General features: G+C 72.1%; 14 protein-coding genes and 3 pseudogenes. 8 read left to right on the top strand and 9 right to left on the bottom strand.

Going from position 1 to position 19,234, the window contains the following annotated elements:
- The first annotated feature begins 93 nt into the window (after positions 1–93).
- Both AB0435_RS23545 and AB0435_RS23540 read left to right on the top strand, forming a co-directional pair.
- Complete coding sequence (locus AB0435_RS23545; protein WP_366427887.1) at positions 94–408, top strand: hypothetical protein; 315 nt, start codon at positions 94–96, stop codon at positions 406–408.
- The gene (locus tag AB0435_RS23540) at positions 405–1,166 is read left to right on the top strand and encodes a hypothetical protein (RefSeq protein WP_366427886.1); all 762 of its coding nucleotides are present in this window, start codon (positions 405–407) and stop codon (positions 1,164–1,166) included. Before AB0435_RS23545 ends, AB0435_RS23540 begins: the two co-directional genes overlap by 4 nt.
- Before the next feature lie 111 nt (positions 1,167–1,277).
- Here AB0435_RS23540 and AB0435_RS23535 read toward each other — a convergent pair whose 3' ends face one another.
- On the bottom strand, positions 1,278–2,135 hold the full coding sequence (locus tag AB0435_RS23535) for a hypothetical protein (RefSeq protein WP_366427885.1): 858 nt from the start codon (positions 2,133–2,135) through the stop codon (positions 1,278–1,280).
- Between the two features lie 132 nt (positions 2,136–2,267).
- Here AB0435_RS23535 and AB0435_RS23530 point away from each other — a divergent pair, with 132 nt between their 5' ends.
- The gene (locus AB0435_RS23530) at positions 2,268–4,394 is read left to right on the top strand and encodes a toll/interleukin-1 receptor domain-containing protein (RefSeq protein ID WP_366427884.1); all 2,127 of its coding nucleotides are present in this window, start codon (positions 2,268–2,270) and stop codon (positions 4,392–4,394) included.
- A 34-nt stretch (positions 4,395–4,428) separates the two neighbouring features.
- On the opposite strand, the gene AB0435_RS23525 is transcribed toward AB0435_RS23530, so the two are convergent.
- The 4 genes and pseudogenes from AB0435_RS23525 to AB0435_RS23510 all read right to left on the bottom strand — a co-directional run.
- Positions 4,429–4,710 (bottom strand): DUF6343 family protein, encoded by a 282-nt coding sequence (locus AB0435_RS23525; protein WP_366008281.1) that lies wholly within the window; start codon positions 4,708–4,710, stop codon positions 4,429–4,431.
- 54 nt (positions 4,711–4,764) lie between these two features.
- Complete coding sequence (locus tag AB0435_RS23520) at positions 4,765–6,195, bottom strand: WGR domain-containing protein (protein WP_366427883.1); 1,431 nt, start codon at positions 6,193–6,195, stop codon at positions 4,765–4,767.
- Between the two features lie 121 nt (positions 6,196–6,316).
- The gene (locus AB0435_RS23515) at positions 6,317–6,892 is read right to left on the bottom strand and encodes a methylated-DNA--[protein]-cysteine S-methyltransferase (protein ID WP_366008278.1); all 576 of its coding nucleotides are present in this window, start codon (positions 6,890–6,892) and stop codon (positions 6,317–6,319) included.
- Positions 6,893–7,184: 292 nt separating this feature from the next.
- Positions 7,185–7,364: pseudogene (locus tag AB0435_RS23510) on the bottom strand (glycerophosphodiester phosphodiesterase family protein); the annotation flags it as partial.
- 118 nt (positions 7,365–7,482) lie between these two features.
- Between AB0435_RS23510 and uvrB the strand changes: the two are divergent.
- The 4 genes and pseudogenes from uvrB (at position 7,483) to AB0435_RS23490 (ending at position 13,045) form a co-directional block, all read left to right on the top strand.
- Complete coding sequence (gene uvrB, locus AB0435_RS23505; RefSeq protein ID WP_366007531.1) at positions 7,483–9,603, top strand: excinuclease ABC subunit UvrB; 2,121 nt, start codon at positions 7,483–7,485, stop codon at positions 9,601–9,603.
- A gap of 145 nt (positions 9,604–9,748) precedes the next feature.
- The gene (locus AB0435_RS23500; protein ID WP_366007532.1) at positions 9,749–10,327 is read left to right on the top strand and encodes a TerD family protein; all 579 of its coding nucleotides are present in this window, start codon (positions 9,749–9,751) and stop codon (positions 10,325–10,327) included.
- Positions 10,328–10,472: 145 nt separating this feature from the next.
- A pseudogene (locus tag AB0435_RS23495) lies at positions 10,473–11,926 on the top strand (TerD family protein).
- A 138-nt stretch (positions 11,927–12,064) separates the two neighbouring features.
- Positions 12,065–13,045, top strand: a complete 981-nt coding sequence (locus AB0435_RS23490; protein WP_366427882.1) for a TerC family protein — start codon at positions 12,065–12,067, stop codon at positions 13,043–13,045.
- Between the two features lie 20 nt (positions 13,046–13,065).
- Here the strand turns inward: AB0435_RS23490 and AB0435_RS23485 are convergent, their stop codons facing one another.
- The 3 genes from AB0435_RS23485 to AB0435_RS23475 all read right to left on the bottom strand — a co-directional run bounded on the left by AB0435_RS23485 (position 13,066) and on the right by AB0435_RS23475 (position 15,924).
- Entirely contained in the window at positions 13,066–14,349 is a 1,284-nt protein-coding gene (locus AB0435_RS23485) for an MFS transporter (protein WP_366007545.1), read from the bottom strand.
- A 218-nt stretch (positions 14,350–14,567) separates the two neighbouring features.
- Positions 14,568–15,224 carry an MBL fold metallo-hydrolase gene (locus tag AB0435_RS23480; protein ID WP_366007534.1) on the bottom strand — a complete coding sequence of 219 codons (657 nt, stop codon included), beginning with the start codon at positions 15,222–15,224 and terminating at the stop codon, positions 14,568–14,570.
- 10 nt (positions 15,225–15,234) lie between these two features.
- Positions 15,235–15,924, bottom strand: coding sequence for a maleylpyruvate isomerase family mycothiol-dependent enzyme (locus AB0435_RS23475; RefSeq protein WP_366427881.1), 690 nt, complete (start codon positions 15,922–15,924; stop codon positions 15,235–15,237).
- A 178-nt stretch (positions 15,925–16,102) separates the two neighbouring features.
- Between AB0435_RS23475 and uvrA the strand changes: the two genes are divergently transcribed.
- Entirely contained in the window at positions 16,103–19,099 is a 2,997-nt protein-coding gene (gene uvrA / locus AB0435_RS23470) for an excinuclease ABC subunit UvrA (RefSeq protein ID WP_366007536.1), read from the top strand.
- Here the strand turns inward: uvrA and AB0435_RS23465 are convergent.
- A pseudogene (locus AB0435_RS23465) lies at positions 19,041–19,234 on the bottom strand (hypothetical protein); the annotation flags it as partial. The gene uvrA and the pseudogene AB0435_RS23465 overlap by 59 nt on opposite strands.

The following is a 19,234-nucleotide window of genomic DNA, read 5'->3' as shown; positions in this document are numbered from 1 at the left end:
GATCGGGTGAGGGAGTTCCGGCGGCTGTGGCGTGTGTTGCGTTAGCATGCGGCCGCGTCGAACCGGTCCCGGCTACGGAAGTGAACTCCCCGCATGGTTCTGTCTGTTCCAGCAACACGGTTGCACGGCTTCTCCGGTCTGCTGCGCCGCGCCGCGGACGATGCCGCCGAGGCGCGGGGCTACGTGCGGCGGCACGGGGCCATCGGTTCGACGGAACAGGGCCTGCTGACCAGGGTCATCGACCTGCACGGTGATCTGACGGAGACGGTGACGGCCGCCATGGGGCGGCTGGAGCGCGTGCTGCGGGCCTCGGCGGACGAGGTCGAGCGGGCGGCCGGCGACTACCGTGCGTCGGACCTGCGGGAGGCGTCGAGGATGGACGCGGCCCGCCGGAAGGTGCGGCCGTGACGGGCGGCACGGACATCCAAGATGCGGTCCGGCCCACCGACTGCCTCACACCCCCTCGCGCGCCGGAGGACTTCACCTCCCCGATCGATACGCTCAATACCGCCGGGGATCTGGTCAGCCCGTCGTTCTGGATGTCCAAGGTGCTGGATTTCGCCCTCGCCTTCGACCCTCTGGAAGAGGGCAGGAAATACTTCGCCGGGGACTGGGAGGCGTACGCGCGGAGCGCCGAGGCATGGGCGAATCTCGCCGGATTCTGCGAAGGGCTCGCCACCAACATCGAATCCGGGAAGCGGTCGCTGGGCGAGGAGTGGCAGGGGGAGGCGGCGACCGCCGCCGACGCCTATTTCGCCTCCCTCTGCGGCAGACTGCGCGACATCAAGGGCTCGCTGGAGACCATGCAGGGGGAATACCTCGTGGCGGCCCACGGGGTCTCGATGACGGGTGAGGCCGTCGGGCAGCTCATGGGCCTGATCGGGGACGCCGCGGCGACGGCCGCGATCGCCTGGACGGCGGGCGGCCTGACGGCCTGGACGGGCTGGGGCGCGGGCGTCGGCTACGGCCTGGCGGCCACGGAGGTCCTGCGGATCTGCGACCTGTGGGGCGAGGTGACCAAGACGGTCAACATGCTCCAGCTGAGAATCGACGCGGTGTACGGACAACTCGCCGATATCGGCGGTGAACTGGCGGTCGTGCTCGACGACTTTCCGCAGCCGCCCTCCCTGCCGTACACCCGGGGCGGGGAGAGCGGCCATGGGTGAACAGGAGGTCGGGCACGAGGAATTCCTCGCACCGGGCCGCGACCGGGCCCAGGCGCGCGCGGTCCGGCGAGGACTTCAGGAAATGGCGGAAGGCGGTGCCGGGGAAGTCCTTCAGGAAATGGCCCGCGATATTCTCTCCGGGCGCATCGGACTGCGGGAAGCCCTGCGCGTCGGCCCGTACGCCACCGCACTCACCGAACGGGTGCGGGCCGCCCACGCGGAATGGGAGAAGATGCCGGCCGCCGACCGTGAGCGGCACGTGGCCGAAGCCCGCCGCTTCCTCGCGGCGGAGGGCGACGGCGGCGAGGCCGGTCCCCGCACTCTCTGACCCGGGTCCCGGCCCGCCCTGCGGCCGGGCCCCGGCACCCGTGCGCCCGGCGCTCTCACGTCAGCCCGTCCGGCCTCCGGGGGGGGGGTGGGCATGGCGGCCGGTCGGAGCAGGTCCGCCGAGCCCGCCACTTCGGCCAGCGCCTTCGCGAGGGCGACCAGCACCTCCCGCACCCGTGCCACCTCCTCCCGCAGCGCCGCCGCGTGCTCCCAGCTCCGCTCGTAGGAGACCGGGTCCACGTCCGCCGGGCGCAGCGACTCGTACGCGGCGAGGCGGGGGTGCCAGTTCGCCAGCATCGGGCGCAGCGCCTGGTTGAGGACGGTCACGGCCAGTGCCCCGAAGGTGATCTGGCCGGGGCCGCGCCGTGGGGCGACGTCGGGGCCGTAGCGGCGCAGGATGTCGCGGGTGGTGCCGAAGAGGCTGTAGAAGGAGGACAGCGCCTCCCTCAGGAAGCCTTCGTCCGGGCCGAGTTCCACGGTCGAGATCCGGGTGGCCAGTTCGGCGTAGAGCTCCCAGGCGGCTTTCCGTTCGGCCTCGACCGGTTCCCAGACCCCGGTGATGTCCCCCAGCAGCGGGATCGCCATCCGGACCGTGATCTGCTTCGGCCTGGCCCGGCCGGCGGCGTTGCGCATCCGTCGCATGATCTTCCTCCCCGAGCCTCCACAGTAGGCTAGGGGCCGCCGGAAGGCAGGGGATCGGCCCGAACACCGTCGGTATCCGGCGTGGAAGAGCCGGCGAGGACGGCGCGCGGGCGGGGAGAAGGAGACGTGAGCGTGGCGGAATCGAGCCCCCGGACCTGGGACGTGTTCCTCAGCTACAGCCGCGGCGACGCCCACCGCGTCGCACCGCTGCGCGAGCGGCTGCTCGCCTCCGGCCTCGACGTCTTCGTCGACGAGGTCGCCGTCGCCGGGTTCGCGGGCATCAGCGACGCGATCCGGGACGGCCTGTCCCGCTCGAAGGCGCTGCTGGCCTGCTATTCGGCCGCCTATCCCGAGTGGCAGGCGTGCCAGTGGGAGCTGACGGCCGCCTATCTCGCGGGGCTGCGCGAGGGCGACCCGCGGCGCCGCGTCATGGTCGTCAACCCCGAGCCGGCCGCGGACCACATCCACCCCGTCGAGCTGCGGGACGCCAAGCACTGGGCGCTCCCGGCCGGGCCGGTGGCGCTGGACGCGCTCGTCGCGGACGTACGCGCCCACGTCTCCGCGCTCGCCACGCCCATCGGCGCCACCGAGACCGCGCCCGCCCCGTACTGGCTGCCGGGCCCGGCGCCCTCGCCCGCCCCCGCCTTCACCGGCCGGCTGCCGTGGCTGTGGCAGGTGCACAGCTCCCTGCACCGGCACGCCGCGCCGCTCACCACCGGCCACACCACCGCCCGCCCGGTGCAGATCCGGGGCGCGGCGGGCCTCGGGAAGACGCTGCTCGCCCAGGAGTACGCGACGTGGTTCGCCGCCGCCTACCCCGGTGGCATCCACTGGCTCGCCCGCGACACGGGCGGCGCGCCCGCCCTTTACGACAAGGGACTTCGCGCGCTGGCGGCCGCCCATGGGCTGTCGGGCGAGGGCGTGGCGGAGGAGATCGTCGCCCGGCTGCACGACCACTTCGCGTATGCCGGCGAACCGTTCCTCTGGATCGTCGACGACCTCCCCGGCGGGCTCACCACCCAGCAGGTGGGCCGGCTGTGCGCGCCGCATCCGCTGGGGCGCACGCTGCTCACCACCCGCAGCCGGATGTACGACGCGCTGGCCACCGCGGTCGAGCCGGGGCCGCTGGGGGACGACGCGGCGTACGCGCTGCTCACGCATGACGTCGAGCCCTCCGGCCCCGACGAGGAGGCGGCGGCACGCGCGCTGTGCGCCGCCGTCGTCGGGCACCCCCTCGCCCTGGACCTCCTGGCGTCGGGTGCCGCCGACGGCTACACCGCTCTCCACGACCGCTTCCACACCCCCGGCCGTTCCCTCCTCGACGTCCTCGCGCGGCGCCGGGCGCTGCCCACGGGCTACCCGGCCGAGGTGACGGCGGCCCTGGTGCGCGACGTGCCCGCGGCCGGGCCGTCCGCGATGGATGTGCTCCGCCTGGCCGCCGCCTTCTCCCCGACGCCGCTGACCAGGGACGACGCGGTGCGGGCCCTGTCGTCGGCGGTGGCCGTCCCGGACATCGCGACGGCCCGCCGCCTCGACGCGGGCATCGCCGAGCTCCACGGCCGCAGCCTCCTGGCCCCGGCGGGCAGCGGGGCCTGGTCGGTGCACCCGCTGATCCTGCACGCCTGGCTGCGGCACGACCCCGAACCGGCCCGCGCCGAGCAACTGCGCCACGCCGTGCTTCAGACGCTGCGCACCCCGTACGGCACTACCCTGGGGCGCATCGGAGGCCGTCCCGGCACGACCGGCACGAGCACGAGGGAGCCGCAGATGAGGCCGTACATGCCCGCGCAGCGGGACGCAGCGCCCAGCGAGCTGGAGCGCATGGCCGCCTTCGACCTCCAGGTCGAACTCGCCACCCGCATCGGCGTCCAGGAGCTCGCTCCCGGCTCGGGCAGCCTGCGCGAGGCGCTCGGTTCGCTGTACGCGATGTTCACGTTCACCCGGAACACGCTGCGGCAGTACAGCATCGGCCTCGCCGCCGACCAGCCCGCCGCGAAGGGCGTGCGCACCGTGCACGGCATCGCCTACGACCTTCTCAACCGCATCCTCCGTCCTTTCACCAGTGAGTGGCACCCGCGGCTCGCGGCGCACGAGGCGCTGCGGCCGGAGGGTGCGAGCCCGGTCGCGCACGAGCAGTCCTGGGCGGACGCGCCCGCCCTGCGCACGGCGTTGGCGGAGCTGCGGGCCCCGCTGCTGAGCGTCGTCGCCGAGCTCGCCGAGATCTCCGGCGCGGACTTCGGCCTCCCGGCGGCGAGCTGACCTCCGGTCGAGCTGACCTCCGGTCGGGCCCGGCTCAGCGGGGGCCGCCGGTGCGCCGGTCTCCTCGCACCGGTTCGTACGGCGGGATGTCCCGCCCCGGCTGGAAGTGCGGCCCTTGCCGGATGTGCCGGATGACCAGGCCCAGGTCGACCGCGGTCACCACGGCCAGCACCGCGCAGGCCACCGCCCACCCCGGGTGCCCGGCCAGCGCGAAGAGCACGGTCCCGGCGACGGCCCAGGCGAGCCCCCAGGCGGCGAGCCCGCACCGCAGGCGCAGCGGGCTGCGGGCGTTCATGGGTTCGTTGCCGGTACGCATCGCACACCATCTCCCACTACCAGCATCCACCCGGCCGGGGGAGGGCGGGCTCCGTCAGACCAGGCGCCTGATCTCGCCGCGGACGCGGTAGAAGCCGCCGGAGGCGGGGGAGAGGGCGTCCACGACGTAGCGCGCGCCGGGCTCGCGTATGTGGCGGGGGAACTGGACGTTCCAGGTGGAGTCGTGGTCGGGGGAGACCGCGTGGACGCGGACCCGGCCGGACTCCAGGACGCACTCGACGACGATGCCCGTGCCGGCGGCGGTGGTGGTCGCGGTGACCGTGGTCGCGGGGGTGTAGGTGGGCACGGCGGCCGCCGACTTGATGTCCAGGGGGACCGGGACGGTGCCGGAGCGGGCGGCGGCGATGGCGGCTTCCCCGGCGTCGACGCAGACCAGGGAGCCGTCGGTGGTGACCATGTAGAGCCGCTCGTCGAGGTACTGCATGGACAGGGCGGATCCGCCGCCCGTGCCGAGCTTCCACAGGCGGGTGCCGTCGGCGGCGAAGCAGTAGACGGACGAGGCGGAGTCGCCGGCGAAGACGTAGCGGCCGCCGGGCGCGGTGGCGCAGGAGTAGACCGCGGAGTCGCACGCGTAGGTGGCCTCGACGGTGCCGGTGGCCTTCGCCAGGCGCTGGACGACCCACCGGCCGGTGCCGGCGTAGACGGAGTGGTCCTCCTGCCAGCCGAACAGCACGGCGCCGGTGGTGCGGGTGTGCCACAGCTCGCCGCTGCCGTCGGCGGCGTAGGCGGTGACGCCGTCGGTGTGGCCGTGATAGACGGCGTGTTCGTCGCGGCGCACCATCCAGGCGTTGGAGCCGGTGCTCCTGCGTGACCACTGGTGTTCGTCCTCGTGGTCGATGACGGTCAGCCCGCCGTTGCGGTCGCTCACATCGAGGATGCCTTCGCGGATGTCCAGCCAGAAGATGTCGACGTCCGACGCGATCTCGTAGGCGGCGAACGGGAGCTTGGAGGAGAGGTCGTAGACGGCGCCGTCGTCGCAGCCGGCGTAGATCCAGAAGTCGTCCGCCACCAGGCACTTGACGCCGTCGGGCAGCCGGTAGCGGGCGAGGACCTCGCCGTCGTGGCCGAGGGCGTGGACGTCGCCGGACTGATTGCCGACCCAGCAGCGGTCCTCGGCGATGTGGATGCCGAAGGCGGAGGAGCCCGTGCGGAACCGCCAGAGCACCGGGGCGACCGCGCGGGCCGTGGAGGGCGCGGACGTGACCTGACGATGTGTCACCGGGCGGGCGGTGCGCTGCCCTTGGATCGCGGGCGCGTACCCCTTGCGGACCTTCTCCCCTATCTTTCTCGCCGCGGCGGCCTGTGCCTTCGCCTCGGTCGGGAAGGTGGAGCTCTGCGCCTGCCCCGCGCTGCCGATCCGGCCGTAGCGCACCGCGACGGCCGTGCCGTCCACGGTCACCTCGTAGAACTTGTGCGCCCCGCCGCCCTCTTGCGAAAGCTCCAGATACGTCGTGGTCCCGGACATGGCGTGCCCCCCTCTCCGGCCGGCCGCGGTGGCCGGTCCGACTGAGAGGAACGCTAGGGGCCGCCACTGACAATCGATCTTCGATCGGCGGCGGCGGAAACGGGCGGAAGCCGCGTAACCCCTAGAAAAGGGGCTCGGGGAGCACTCCTTCGAGTGACAGCAGGGCCCTCTTGATCTCCAGGCCGCCGCCGAAGCCGCCCAGCCCGCCGCCGCTCTCGACGACGCGATGGCAGGGCACCACGACCGGCAGCGGATTGCTCCCCATCGCCACGCCCACGGCCCGCGCGGCCCCGGCCTCGCCGACGCGGTCGGCGAGGTCCTGATAGCTGACGACCGTGCCGTACGGGACCCCGGCGGCCGGCTCGCGCAGCACCCGCCGGTTGAAGCCCGAGGTCAGCGACCAGTCCAGCGGGAGGGAGAACGTCTCGCGGCGGCCGGCGAAATACGCCTCGAGCTCGGCCGCCGCCTTGGCCAGGAGGGTGTGCGCGGCGGAGGGCGGGGCCGCGGGCCCGGTGCCGAGGCGGCGCGTGAGCTGGTCCACGGCCTCGGCCGCCCGCTGCGCGTCGGCACGGAAGACGACCTCCAGCAGCCCTTCCGGGGTCGCGGCGAGCCCCAGGGCCCCGATGGGGACCTCCACCGTCGTCCAGGCCCATGCGCGCGCCCCGGGCTGCGGGCCCGTCCGTTCCACGTCCGTCACGCGGGTCAGCCTAGGCCGTTACCGTCGCGCGGGCCACAGGCGTTTCCCGTCGTCGGCGCGCGATGCCCCGAGGCCGGGACCGGCGCTCTCGCGCGCGGCAAGTACCGCCCGCCGGAAGGGAGTCGGGGCGTGGGGATCGGGTCGGAAGAAGTCGAAGGTCGACGCCAGGAAGGAGAACCGCGAGCCCGGCGCCGTCGGGTCACCCTCCTCGGCCGGCGCCGTCGGGTGCCGCCTCCACGACCTGCGGGGCATCGCCGATCACCGCGTCCACCCCCATGCGGGCCAGCACGTCGTCCCTCGTGCGCCGGACGTCGTTCTCCACCCAGCGGACGCCCAGGTCGGCGGCCGTGTCGATCGAGGCGAGGGTGTTCTCCGGGGCCCGGGCCGGGACGCCCCGGTGGCCGATGGTGACGGGCGCCCGTGCGGCGGCCCGCGCCGGAGGCACCCCGAACAGGAGCGCCGCCGGACACAGCAGGGCACCGGCCGCGGCGGGGAAGGGGAAGTGGCGCGTACGGGCTCCTCGCCCAGGGGCACGGAGGCCCGGCGTCCGGCGCCCGGCCGTTGTCAGTGGGGGGTCGTACGGTGGACCCATGCGGCCCGTATCGAAGATCGAACGCAAGGTGGCGCCTTTCGAGGTCGTCAGCCCCTTCCAGCCCAGCGGCGACCAGCCCACGGCCATCGCCGACCTGGAGCGACGCATCCGCGCGGGCGAGAAGGACGTCGTGCTGCTCGGCGCGACCGGCACCGGAAAGTCGGCGACCACCGCGTGGATGATCGAGAAGCTCCAGCGGCCGACCCTGGTGATGGCACCCAACAAGACCCTCGCGGCCCAGCTCGCGAACGAGTTCCGGGAGCTTCTGCCGAACAACGCGGTCGAATACTTCGTCTCCTATTACGACTACTACCAGCCCGAGGCGTACGTACCGCAGTCGGACACCTACATCGAGAAGGACTCCTCCATCAACGAGGAGGTCGAGCGGCTGCGCCACTCGGCGACGAATTCGCTGCTCACCCGGCGTGACGTCATCGTGGTCGCCTCGGTGTCGTGCATCTACGGCCTCGGTACGCCGCAGGAGTACGTCGACCGGATGGTCCCGCTCCGGATCGGCCAGGAGATCGACCGCGACGAGCTGCTGCGCCGCTTCGTGGAGATCCAGTACACCCGTAACGACCTGGCCTTCACCCGGGGCACCTTCCGGGTGCGCGGTGACACCATCGAGATCTTCCCGGTCTACGAGGAGCTCGCCGTCCGCATCGAGATGTTCGGCGACGAGATCGAGGCCCTCTCCACGCTCCACCCGCTCACCGGCGAGGTCATCTCCGACGACCAGGAGCTGTACGTCTTCCCCGCCAGCCACTACATCGCCGGCGCCGAGCGCATGGAGAAGGCCGTCGCGGGGATCGAGAGGGAGCTGGAGGAGACCCTCGCCCGCATGGAGAAGCAGGGCAAGCTGCTGGAGGCGCAGCGGCTGCGCATGCGCACCACGTACGACATCGAGATGATGCGGCAGATCGGCTCCTGCTCCGGCATCGAGAACTACTCGCTGCACATGGACGACCGCGAGCCCGGCTCCCCGCCCAACACCCTGCTCGACTACTTCCCCGAGGACTTCCTCCTCGTCATCGACGAGTCGCACGTCACCGTCCCGCAGATCGGCGCGATGTACGAGGGCGACGCCTCCCGCAAGCGCACCCTGGTCGAGCACGGCTTCCGGCTGCCGTCGGCGATGGACAACAGGCCGCTGAAGTGGGAGGAGTTCGTCGAGCGCATCGGGCAGACCGTCTATCTCTCGGCGACGCCCGGGAAGTACGAGCTGTCGCGCTCCGACGGCTTCGTGGAGCAGATCATCCGTCCCACCGGCCTCGTCGACCCCGAGGTCGTCGTCAAGCCGACCGAGGGCCAGATCGACGACCTGGTGCACGAGATCCGGCAGCGCACGGAGCGGGACGAGCGCGTCCTGGTCACCACCCTCACCAAGAAGATGGCCGAGGACCTCACGGACTACTTCCTGGAGCTGGGCATCCAGGTGCGCTATCTGCACAGCGACGTCGACACGCTGCGCCGCGTGGAGCTGCTGCGCGAGCTGCGCGCCGGTGAGTACGACGTGCTGGTCGGCATCAACCTGCTGCGTGAGGGCCTCGACCTCCCCGAGGTGTCGCTCGTGGCCATCCTCGACGCCGACAAGGAGGGCTTCCTGCGGTCGGGCACGTCCCTGATCCAGACCATCGGCCGTGCCGCGCGCAACGTCTCCGGGCAGGTCCATATGTACGCGGACAAGGTCACTCCCGCGATGGAGAAGGCCATCGAGGAGACCAACCGCCGCCGCGAGAAGCAGATCGCGTACAACAAGGAGCGGGGCATCGACCCGCAGCCGCTGCGGAAGAAGATCGGTGACATCGTGGCCTCCCTCGCCCGGGAGGAGATCGACACCCAGGAGCTGCTGGGCACGGGCTACCGCAAGGACGAGAAGGGCAAGGCCCCGGTCCCGACGGCGCCCGCGGGCAAGGCCGGTGCCAAGGCGAAGGGCAAGGCCAAGGTGGTGGCGACGGACCGTCCGGCCGCCGAACTCGCCCAGCTCATCGAGGACATGACCGACCGTATGCGCGCCGCCGCCGCAGAGCTCCAGTTCGAGGTGGCCGCGCGGCTGCGTGACGAGGTGGGCGAGCTGAAGAAGGAGCTGCGGCAGATGAAGGAGGCGGGCCTCGCCTGACGGCGACCGGGGGCGCGGTCGCGGGATGTCGCAAGACCGCCACAAAAGGGCGCCCGAGCGGTGAGGGCGCCCGCGCCTCTGCGTAGGGTCGGTCGCGTGGCCGTGCGAACGCGCGGCCGGGGAGAGACACGAGAAGGGACTGCGCGTGACGGTCAACTTGTCCAAGGGTCAGGGCATCAGCCTGCAGAAGGCCGACGGGGGCACCCTGACCGCGGTACGGATGGGGCTGGGCTGGCAGTCCGCACCCCGCCGCGGACTGTTCGGGTCGCGCACCAAGGAGATCGACCTCGACGCGTCGGCGGTGCTCTTCGCCGGTGGCCAGCCGGTGGACGTGGTCTTCTTCCGCCACCTGGTCAGTGACGACGGCTCGGTCCGGCACACCGGTGACAACCTGGTCGGCGGCGCGGGCAAGGGCGGCGACGACGAGGCGATCCTCGTCGACCTCCAGCGCGTTCCCGTGCACATCGACCAGATCGTCTTCACGGTGAACTCCTTCACCGGCCAGACCTTCGCCGAGGTGCAGAACGCGTTCTGCCGCCTGGTCGACGAGACCACCGGCCAGGAGCTGGCCCGCTACACCCTCGACGGCGGCGGCCCGTACACCGCGCAGATCATGGCCAAGGTGCACCGCTCGGGTGCCGGCTGGCAGATGACCGCGATCGGTACGCCGTCCAACGGCCGGACCTTCCAGGACCTCATGCCGGCGATCCTGCCGAGCCTGTAGGGCGCGCGGCGGAAGCGGGACGACCGGGCCCGGCGGAGCGAGTCTCCGCCGGGCCCGCGGGCGCACAGGGCGCCCGGCACGGCGAGTACGACACGTGCGGCGGGGGACGACGCCGCGCTGGCACGGATCACGAGGGGGCGCGGGCATGACGGCCGAGTTGGTGCGGGGACAGAACCACCCGCTGGCGGAGACCCGACTGGAGGTCCGCGTCTCGGCGGCCGAGGCGGTCGTTGCGGGCGCCACGCTCGCTGACGCCGACGGCAGGGTGGCGGGCGCGCACGGCGTCGCGCACCCGGCTTCGCACCGGCTGCCCGGCCTGGAGGTGTCCCGGCAGGCCGCGGCCGAGCACCGGCTGGCCGTCGACCTGGACGCGCTCCCGGAGTCCGTCCACCGCGTCAGCGTCCTGCTGGCCCTCCCGGCCGGCCAGGGCGGCCCGGCCTGCTTCGGCGCGATGCCCGCGCCGTTCGTCGCCGTCACCGCCCTCGACGGGACCGAGGTCGCGAGCTACACGGTCACCGGCCTGGACTCCGAGTCGGCGGTCGTCGCCCTGGAGCTGTACCGCAGGCAGGGCGGCTGGAAGGTGCGCGCCGTCGGCCAGGGGTACGCGGGCGGGCTCGTCGCGATGCTGCACGACCAGGGCCTCGACGACGCCACCGGCATGGCGGCCGCCATCGAGTCGGCGGTGGCCCAGGGCCCGGCCCGGTCGGTCGCGCCCCCGCCCGCACCGGCCACGGCCGCCGCTTCCGGTGCCGCCGCCGATGCTCCGTCCGCGTCGCCGGGCGGCTGCGTGAGCTACGAACACCCCCGCCGACGGGCCTCCGCGCCCGCCGTCGCCCCGGAGCCCGCAGCGGGCGCGCCCGGCCCCGCGGAGCCCGCCTCCGGGCCGGACCGGCCCGCGCCGCCGGTCGCGGGGGACGCCAACGGCTGTGGGTCGACAGCGGGCGGCCCTCCGGCCCGGAGGCGGCCCTGCTGGACGCGGCCGAGCTGCGCGGGCGGGCGATGGACACCGCGGTCGCCCACGCCGCCCGGCTGCTGGCCGTCCACCCGGTCGGCGACTTCACGGTGCAGGTCATCGACCCGGCCGGGGCCGCGGGGGCGTCGCTCGCGCCGCTGCTGGGTTCCGGTGCGCTGCGCGAGCCGCCCGCGGCCGGTGCGCAGGGCGTGTCCGCGGTGCTGGACCGGCTGACGCGGCGGGTCGACCTGGTGCAGATGGCGATCCGCAGCGGGGCGGCGGACTCGCTGCCGCCGGACCTCGACACCGCCGAGCAGCTGCTCATCGTCAACGACTTCCCGCACGGCTTCGACGACCGGGGTGTGACGCAGCTGCGCTATCTCGCGGACGAGGGGCCGTCCGTGGGGGTGCACCTGATGATGGTCGCCGACCGCGCCGACCGCGCCGACGCGCGGGGGTACGGGCCGGTGCTGGACCCGCTCTGGCGGGCCCTGCTGAGGATCACCCCGGTCGCCGACGACCACCTCGCCGACCCCTGGGTCGGGCACGCCTGGACGTACGAGCCGTCCGTGGTCCCGCAGGGGAGCGACGTGCTGCGGCAGGTGCTCTGGCACGTGGGGCAAGCACGCCAGGCATACGGCATCTGACCAGGGCTTTTGGTTTTTCTTTTACCTTTACTTGGGTCTTCCTGTACTGTTTTTGTACGGAGGCGCCCGTGGTGTACCCCGGTGCTCCTCCGGCAGCGACGACGCTGACCAGTTGCCGTACGACGTGCCGGAGGAACAGTGGACGTCTCCCTGACCCTGTGGGTGCTGACCATTCTCGGTCTGTGCGCCCTCGTCGCCGCCGATTTCTTCATCGGCGGCCGCAAACCGCATGACGTGTCCCTCAAGGAAGCGGGCATCTGGACGGTCGTCTGGATGGCCCTGGCTGGCCTCTTCGGGCTGGGGCTGCTGCTCTTCGGCGGCGGCGAGCCCGCGGGCGAGTTCTTCGCGGGCTTCATCACCGAGAAGTCCCTGAGCGTCGACAACCTCTTCGTCTTCGTGCTGATCATGGCGAAGTTCGCGGTGCCGTCGATCTACCAGCAGCGCGTCCTCATGGTCGGCGTGCTGATCGCCCTCGTCCTGCGCGCCGTCTTCATCGGCGCCGGCGCGGCGATCATCGCCAACTTCTCCTGGGTCTTCTACATCTTCGGCGCCTTCCTCATCTGGACCGCGTGGAAGCTCATCCAGGAGGCGCGGGCCGACGAGGAGGAGGAAGAGTTCGAGGAGAACCGCTTCCTCAAGCTGGTCGAGAAGCGCTTCCCCTCGACCGACCGCTACCACGGCACCAAGCTGTTCGTCGTCGAGAACGGCAAGCGCCTGATGACGCCGATGCTGATCGTCATGCTGGCGATCGGCACCACCGACGTCCTCTTCGCGCTGGACTCCATCCCGGCGATCTTCGGCCTGACCCAGGACCCGTACATCGTCTTCACGGCCAACGCCTTCGCCCTCATGGGCCTCAGGCAGCTGTACTTCCTGATCGGCGGGCTGCTGAAGAAGCTGGTCCACCTCTCGTACGGCCTGTCGGTGATCCTCGGCTTCATCGGCGTCAAGCTCGTCCTGCACGCGCTGCACGAGAACGGCGTGGGGGTGCCCGAGATCGGCATCCCGGTCTCGCTCGGCGTCATCTGCGCGGTGCTGGTCGTCACCACGATCACCAGTCTGCGTGCCTCGAAGAAGCAGGCGGCCGCCGAAGCGGTGGCCGAGAGCGCCGAGGTCTGAGCCCCGGGCCGCCCGTCACCTCAGGCGGGCGCGCCCTCGGCGGCCGGGCTCCCGGCGGTCACCGGGCGGGTCTCCGGGAGCAGCGCGAAGCAGCCCAGGCTGAGCAGCGCGAGGGCGGTCAGATAGGCCGCGACGCCCCACGGCGGGCCGTCGCCCCGCGCCACCGCGGTCGCGACCAGCGGGGTGACGGCGCCGCCCAGCACCCCGGCGAGGTTGTAGCCCACGGCCGCGCCCGTGCAGCGCACCCGGGGCTCGTACAGCTCGGGGAGGTAGGCCGCGATGACGGCGAACATCGTCGTGAACGCCAGCGTCGCGACCAGGAAGCCGAGCACCATCCACACCGGCCGGCCGGTGTACAGCAGGGCGGTCAGCGGGACCATCCAGAGCGCCACGGCGGCGCAGCCCGCCAGGCACAGCGGGCGGCGGCCGTAGCGGTCGCCGAGGAAGGCGAACACCGGGGTGACCACGGCCGACACCGAGACCGCCGCCATGATGCAGCCGAGCATGACCGTACGGTCGACGCCGAGCCGTTCGGTCGCGTAGGCGAGGGACCACGTGGTGATCGCGTAGTAGAGGGCGTACGCGACGGTCAGGCCCCCGGCGGTGAGCAGGACGAGCCGCCAGTGGCCGCGTAGGACCTCGGCGAAGGGCGCCTCGGCCTGGGCGCCGCGGTCGGCCAGTTCGCGGAACTGCGGGGTCTCGGACAGCCGGGCGCGCAGCAGTAGTCCGCCCACCGCGAGGAGGCCGGCGAACCAGAACGGGACCCGCCAGCCCCAGGAGCGGAACTGCGCGTCGGTGAGCGTGGCCGAGAGGGTGAGCGTGATCCCGTTGGCGATCAGGAAGCCCACGGGCGGGCCGATCTGGGGCACGCTCGACCACAGCGCGCGGCGGCCCGCCGGGGCGTGTTCGGCGGTCAGCAGTACGGCGCCGCCCCACTCCCCGCCGACCCCGAAACCCTGCGCGAACCGCAGGACGACCAGCAGGGCCGGGGCCGCGACCCCGATCGTGCCGTAGGTGGGCACCAGGCCGACGGCGACGGTCGCGATCCCCGTCAGCAGCAGCGACATGATCAGGACCGGGCGGCGGCCGCGCCGGTCGCCGATGTGGCCGAAGAACACCGACCCGAGCGGTCGCGCGACGAACCCCGCCCCGAACGTGCCGAAGGCCGCGAGCGTGCCGACCACCGGTGAGACCGTCGGGAAGTACAGCGGGCCGAGCACGAGGGCCGCCGCGGTGCCGTAGACGAAGAAGTCGTAGAACTCGATGGCGGTGCCCACCAGGGACGCGGCCGCCAGGCGGAGCATGGCCGGTGGGCGTTCGTCGGAAGACCGGTCGGATCGCATGCAGTGCCCAACTTCCGCCGGGGCGCGAGGCAACGGGGCGTGCGGGGGTACGGCCGGGGGCGCGCGGAGATGCCGGCGTCGCGGGTGCCTGGCGACGCCGCGCGACCCGCCCGGTGTAAAGGTAAGGACCGTCGGCCATGGCCGACGGTCCTTACCTTTCCCGCTGTACGGGTCCGGGGTCACCAGCCGCGGGCGCGCCACTCCCCGAGGTGGGGGCGCTCGGCGCCGAGGGTGGTGTCGGCGCCGTGGCCGGGATAGACCCAGGTCTCGTCCGGGAGTCGCCCGAAGAGCTTGGTCTCGACGTCGTCCAGGAGGCTCGCGAACGCCTTCGGGTCACCGTGGGTGTTGCCGACGCCGCCCGGGAAGAGGCAGTCGCCGGTGAACAGGTGTGGGTGACCGTGCGGGTCGTCGTAGACCAGGGCGATGCTGCCCGGTGTGTGGCCGGTCAGGTGGCGCGCGGTCAGCTCGACACGGCCGACGAGGATCGTGTCACCGTCCTCCACCGGGACGTCCGTCGGCACGGGGATGCCCTCGGTGTCGTAGCGGCCCGCGTGGGTGCGGGCCCCGGTGGCGTCCACGACCTCGCGCAGGGCGCCCCAGTGGTCGCCGTGCCGGTGAGTGGTGACGACCGAGGCGATGCCGCTGTCCCCGATCAGGCTGAGCAGGGTGTGCGGCTCGGCCGCGGCGTCGATCAGCAACTGCTCGTCCGTCGCGCGGCAGCGCAGCAGATAGGCGTTGTTGTCCATCGGCCCGACCGCGACCTTCGAGATCATCAGGTCGGTCAGCTCGTGCACATCCGCCGGGCCGCCGACCTTCACCGCTCCGCTGTACGTCATGGCTTCAAGCCTATAGCGGGGGCAGCGCCGGGAGCGGGGCGCCACCGGTCTCCAGCCCGGCGCCGCGGTCGCCGCGCCCGGCGAGCCAGCCGAGGAGGGCGGGGGCGGTGCCGGTGAGGGTGACCGCGCGGCCGTCCGCGCGGCCCGTGTGCCACTGCCGTCCGTCGGTCGCGGTGACCGTGACGGAGGGCAGGTCCGCGTGGCCGGAGAAGCGCTGGGCGAGGTAGTCGATCTCCCGGCCGAGGAGGTCGTCCGGCAGGTCCGCCAGTTCGTAGCCGATGCCCAGGTCGACGTGGTGCAGCGCGACCTCGGTGAGGCGCCGGAAGGGGATCCGCGCGGCGGCGTCGGTCACTCCGTTGCGCAGGGTGACCGTGCGCGTCCAGTCGTCGACGGCGCCGGCGGTCTCCATGAGGCGGTCCGCGCTCTCGCGGAGATCGGCGAGCTGGGCGTCCAGGGGCCGGCCCGCGCCGCTGTCGATGTCCGCGTCCCGCGCCTCGCCGCTCACGTACATGGGCAGCCCGCGCAGGACGTTGCCCAGGGCGTCCGCGTTCCGCGCGATGTGGGTGAGCAGATGACCACGGGTCCAGCCGGGGAGCCGTGACGCTTCGGCGACGGCGCCGTTGTCCAGTTTCGCGACCGCGGTGAGGAGCCGGTCGGTCGCTTCACGTACAGATGCCAGGTCGCGCACATGATCGATCATGCGGCGACGATAGCGCCGCCACTCGTCCGGGTGAAGTCCTTCGCCTCCCGCCGTAATTCGAATGTGCGTGCTATAGGCTCGTGTGTGGCATCGGATCCGACATCCGTGCCGCGACCCCCCTACCCTGGGTCGGGGGATGCGGCACATCCCACCGTTCTCACGAAAGGTGCCGACCCGCGTGGCTGACCGTCTCATCGTCCGTGGCGCTCGCGAGCACAACCTCAAGAACGTCTCGCTCGACCTCCCCCGTGACTCCCTCATCGTCTTCACGGGGCTCTCCGGGTCGGGCAAGTCGTCCCTCGCGTTCGACACGATCTTCGCCGAGGGGCAGCGTCGCTACGTCGAGTCCCTCTCCTCCTACGCACGGCAGTTCCTGGGGCAGATGGACAAGCCCGATGTGGACTTCATCGAGGGCCTGTCCCCGGCCGTTTCCATCGACCAGAAGTCGACCTCGCGCAACCCGCGTTCCACGGTCGGCACCATCACCGAGGTCTACGACTACCTCCGCCTGCTCTTCGCGCGCATCGGCAAGCCGCACTGCCCCGAGTGCGCCCGGCCCATCTCCCGCCAGTCGCCGCAGGCGATCGTCGACAAGGTCCTGGAGCTGCCCGAGGGCAGCCGCTTCCAGGTGCTCTCCCCGCTGGTGCGCGAGCGCAAGGGCGAGTTCGCCGACCTCTTCTCCGACCTCCAGACCAAGGGCTACAGCAGGGCCCGCGTCGACGGCGAGACCATCCAGCTCTCCGAGCCGCCCAAGCTCAAGAAGCAGGAGAAGCACACCGTCGAGGTCGTCGTCGACCGCCTCACCGTCAAGGACAGCGCCAAGCGCAGGCTGACCGACTCGATCGAGACCGCGCTCGGCCTCTCCGGCGGCATGGTGATCCTCGACTTCGTGGACCTCGCCGAGGACGACCCCGAGCGTGAGCGGATGTATTCCGAGCACCTCTACTGCCCGTACGACGACCTCTCCTTCGAGGAGCTGGAGCCGCGCTCCTTCTCCTTCAACTCCCCCTTCGGAGCCTGCCCGGACTGCACCGGCATCGGCACCCGCATGGAGGTCGACCCGGAGCTGATCGTCCCCGACGAGGACAAGTCCCTGGACGAGGGCGCGATCAACCCCTGGTCGCACGGCCACACCAAGGACTACTTCAACCGCCTCGTGGGCGCCCTGGCCGACGAGCTCGGGTTCCGCACCGACATCCCCTGGGCCGGGCTGCCGCAGCGCGCCAAGAAGGCCCTGCTGAACGGCCACCGCACCCAGATCGAGGTCCGCTACCGCAACCGCTACGGCCGCGAGCGCGCGTACACCACAGCCTTCGAGGGCGCGGTGCCCTTCGTCAAGCGGCGCCACTCCGAGGCAGAGAGCGACTCCAGCCGCGAGCGCTTCGAGGGCTACATGCGCGAGGTGCCCTGCCCGACCTGTGAGGGCACCCGCCTCAAGCCGATCGTCCTCGCGGTCACGGTGCAGGGGCGGTCCATCGCCGAGGTCGCCGCGATGTCGATCAGCGAATGCGCCGACTTCCTGCGGGACATGAAGCTCACCGGCCGTGAGAGGAAGATCGCCGAGCGGGTCCTCAAGGAGGTCAACGAGCGGCTGAAGTTCCTGGTCGACGTCGGCCTGGACTACCTCTCGCTCAACCGCGCCGCGGGCACCCTCTCCGGTGGCGAGGCCCAGCGCATCCGGCTCGCCACCCAGATCGGCTCCGGCCTCGTCGGCGTCCTCTACGTCCTGGACGAGCCGTCCATCGGCCTCCACCAGCGTGACAACCACCGTCTCATCGAAACGCTCGTGCGCCTGCGGGACATGGGCAACACCCTGATCGTCGTCGAGCACGACGAGGACACCATCAAGGTCGCCGACTGGGTGGTCGACATCGGCCCCGGCGCCGGCGAGCACGGCGGCAAGGTGGTGCACAGCGGGCCCTTGAAGGACCTGCTGCGCAACAAGGAGTCGATGACCGGTCAGTACCTCTCCGGCAAGAAGGCCATCGCCACGCCGTTCGAGCGCCGACCCGTGGACCTCGACCGCCGGCTGACCGTGCGCGGCGCCCGGGAGAACAACCTCCAGGACATCGACGTGTCCTTCCCGCTCGGCGTGCTCACGGCCGTCACCGGTGTCTCCGGCTCCGGCAAGTCGACGCTGGTCAACGACATCCTCTACACCCACCTGGCCCGCGAGCTCAACGGCGCCCGCGCCGTCCCCGGGCGGCACACGCGCGTGGACGGCGACGACCTCGTCGACAAGGTCGTCCACGTCGACCAGTCGCCCATCGGCCGCACTCCGCGCTCCAACCCCGCGACGTACACCGGCGTCTTCGACAACATCCGCAAGCTCTTCGCGGAGACGATGGAGGCGAAGGTGCGCGGCTATCTGCCGGGCCGCTTCTCCTTCAACGTCAAGGGCGGCCGCTGCGAGAACTGCTCCGGCGACGGCACCATCAAGATCGAGATGAACTTCCTGCCCGACGTGTACGTGCCGTGCGAGGTCTGCCACGGCGCGCGCTACAACCGGGAGACCCTGGAGGTGCACTACAAGGGCAAGTCCATCGCCGAGGTGCTGGACATGCCGATCGAGGAGGCGCTCGGCTTCTTCGAGGCCGTGCCGACGATCGCCCGGCACCTGCGCACCCTGCACGAGGTCGGGCTCGGATACGTCCGCCTCGGGCAGTCCGCGCCGACGCTCTCCGGTGGCGAGGCCCAGCGCGTGAAGCTCGCCAGCGAGCTGCAGAAGCGCTCGACCGGACGCACGGTCTACGTCCTCGACGAGCCCACCACCGGGCTGCACTTCGAGGACATCAGCAAGCTCATCTCGGTGCTGTCCGGGCTGGTCGACAAGGGCAACAGCGTCATCGTCATCGAGCACAACCTCGACGTCATCAAGACGGCCGACTGGGTCGTCGACATGGGCCCGGAGGGCGGCAGCGGCGGCGGCCTCGTCATCGCGGAGGGCACGCCGGAAGAGGTGGCTTCCGTGCCGGACAGCCACACGGGCAAGTTCCTGCGGGAGCTGCTGGGGGACCGGGTGAGTGATTCACCGGCGGCGCCCGCGCGGAAGAAGAGGGCTGCTTCGAAGAAGGCGGTTGCTGCGGTTGCTGCCGCTCCGGCGAAGAAGGTTGCGGCTAAGAAGACGGTTGCTGCTGCTCCGGCGAAGAAGGCCGCTCGGGCGCGGAAGGCGTAGCCGGTGGGGTGGGGCGGGCGCTGGTTTCCCGGCCGCGGGCCACCAGGCGCTTGATGCCCGCCTCGTGGGCCGGCACCACGGTGCGCCCGGCGTCGTCGACGACGATGATCTGGCCCTCGTCGTTGCCGGCGAAGA

This window comes from Streptomyces sp. NPDC051173 (assembly GCF_040689515.1).
Classification (GTDB): Bacteria; Actinomycetota; Actinomycetes; order Streptomycetales; family Streptomycetaceae; genus Streptomyces.
This window is presented reverse-complemented; position numbering and strand designations above follow the sequence as displayed.

Coding starts and splice junctions, on each gene's coding strand:
- AB0435_RS23545 (WP_366427887.1), top strand. CDS start 94: ATGGTTCTGTCTGTTCCAGCAACACGGTTGCACGGCTTCTCCGGTCTG.
- AB0435_RS23535 (WP_366427885.1), bottom strand. CDS start 2,135: ATGCGACGGATGCGCAACGCCGCCGGCCGGGCCAGGCCGAAGCAGATC.
- AB0435_RS23525 (WP_366008281.1), bottom strand. CDS start 4,710: ATGCGTACCGGCAACGAACCCATGAACGCCCGCAGCCCGCTGCGCCTG.
- AB0435_RS23520 (WP_366427883.1), bottom strand. CDS start 6,195: ATGTCCGGGACCACGACGTATCTGGAGCTTTCGCAAGAGGGCGGCGGG.
- uvrB (WP_366007531.1), top strand. CDS start 7,483: ATGCGGCCCGTATCGAAGATCGAACGCAAGGTGGCGCCTTTCGAGGTC.
- AB0435_RS23485 (WP_366007545.1), bottom strand. CDS start 14,349: ATGCTCCGCCTGGCGGCCGCGTCCCTGGTGGGCACCGCCATCGAGTTC.
- AB0435_RS23480 (WP_366007534.1), bottom strand. CDS start 15,224: ATGACGTACAGCGGAGCGGTGAAGGTCGGCGGCCCGGCGGATGTGCAC.
- AB0435_RS23475 (WP_366427881.1), bottom strand. CDS start 15,924: ATGATCGATCATGTGCGCGACCTGGCATCTGTACGTGAAGCGACCGAC.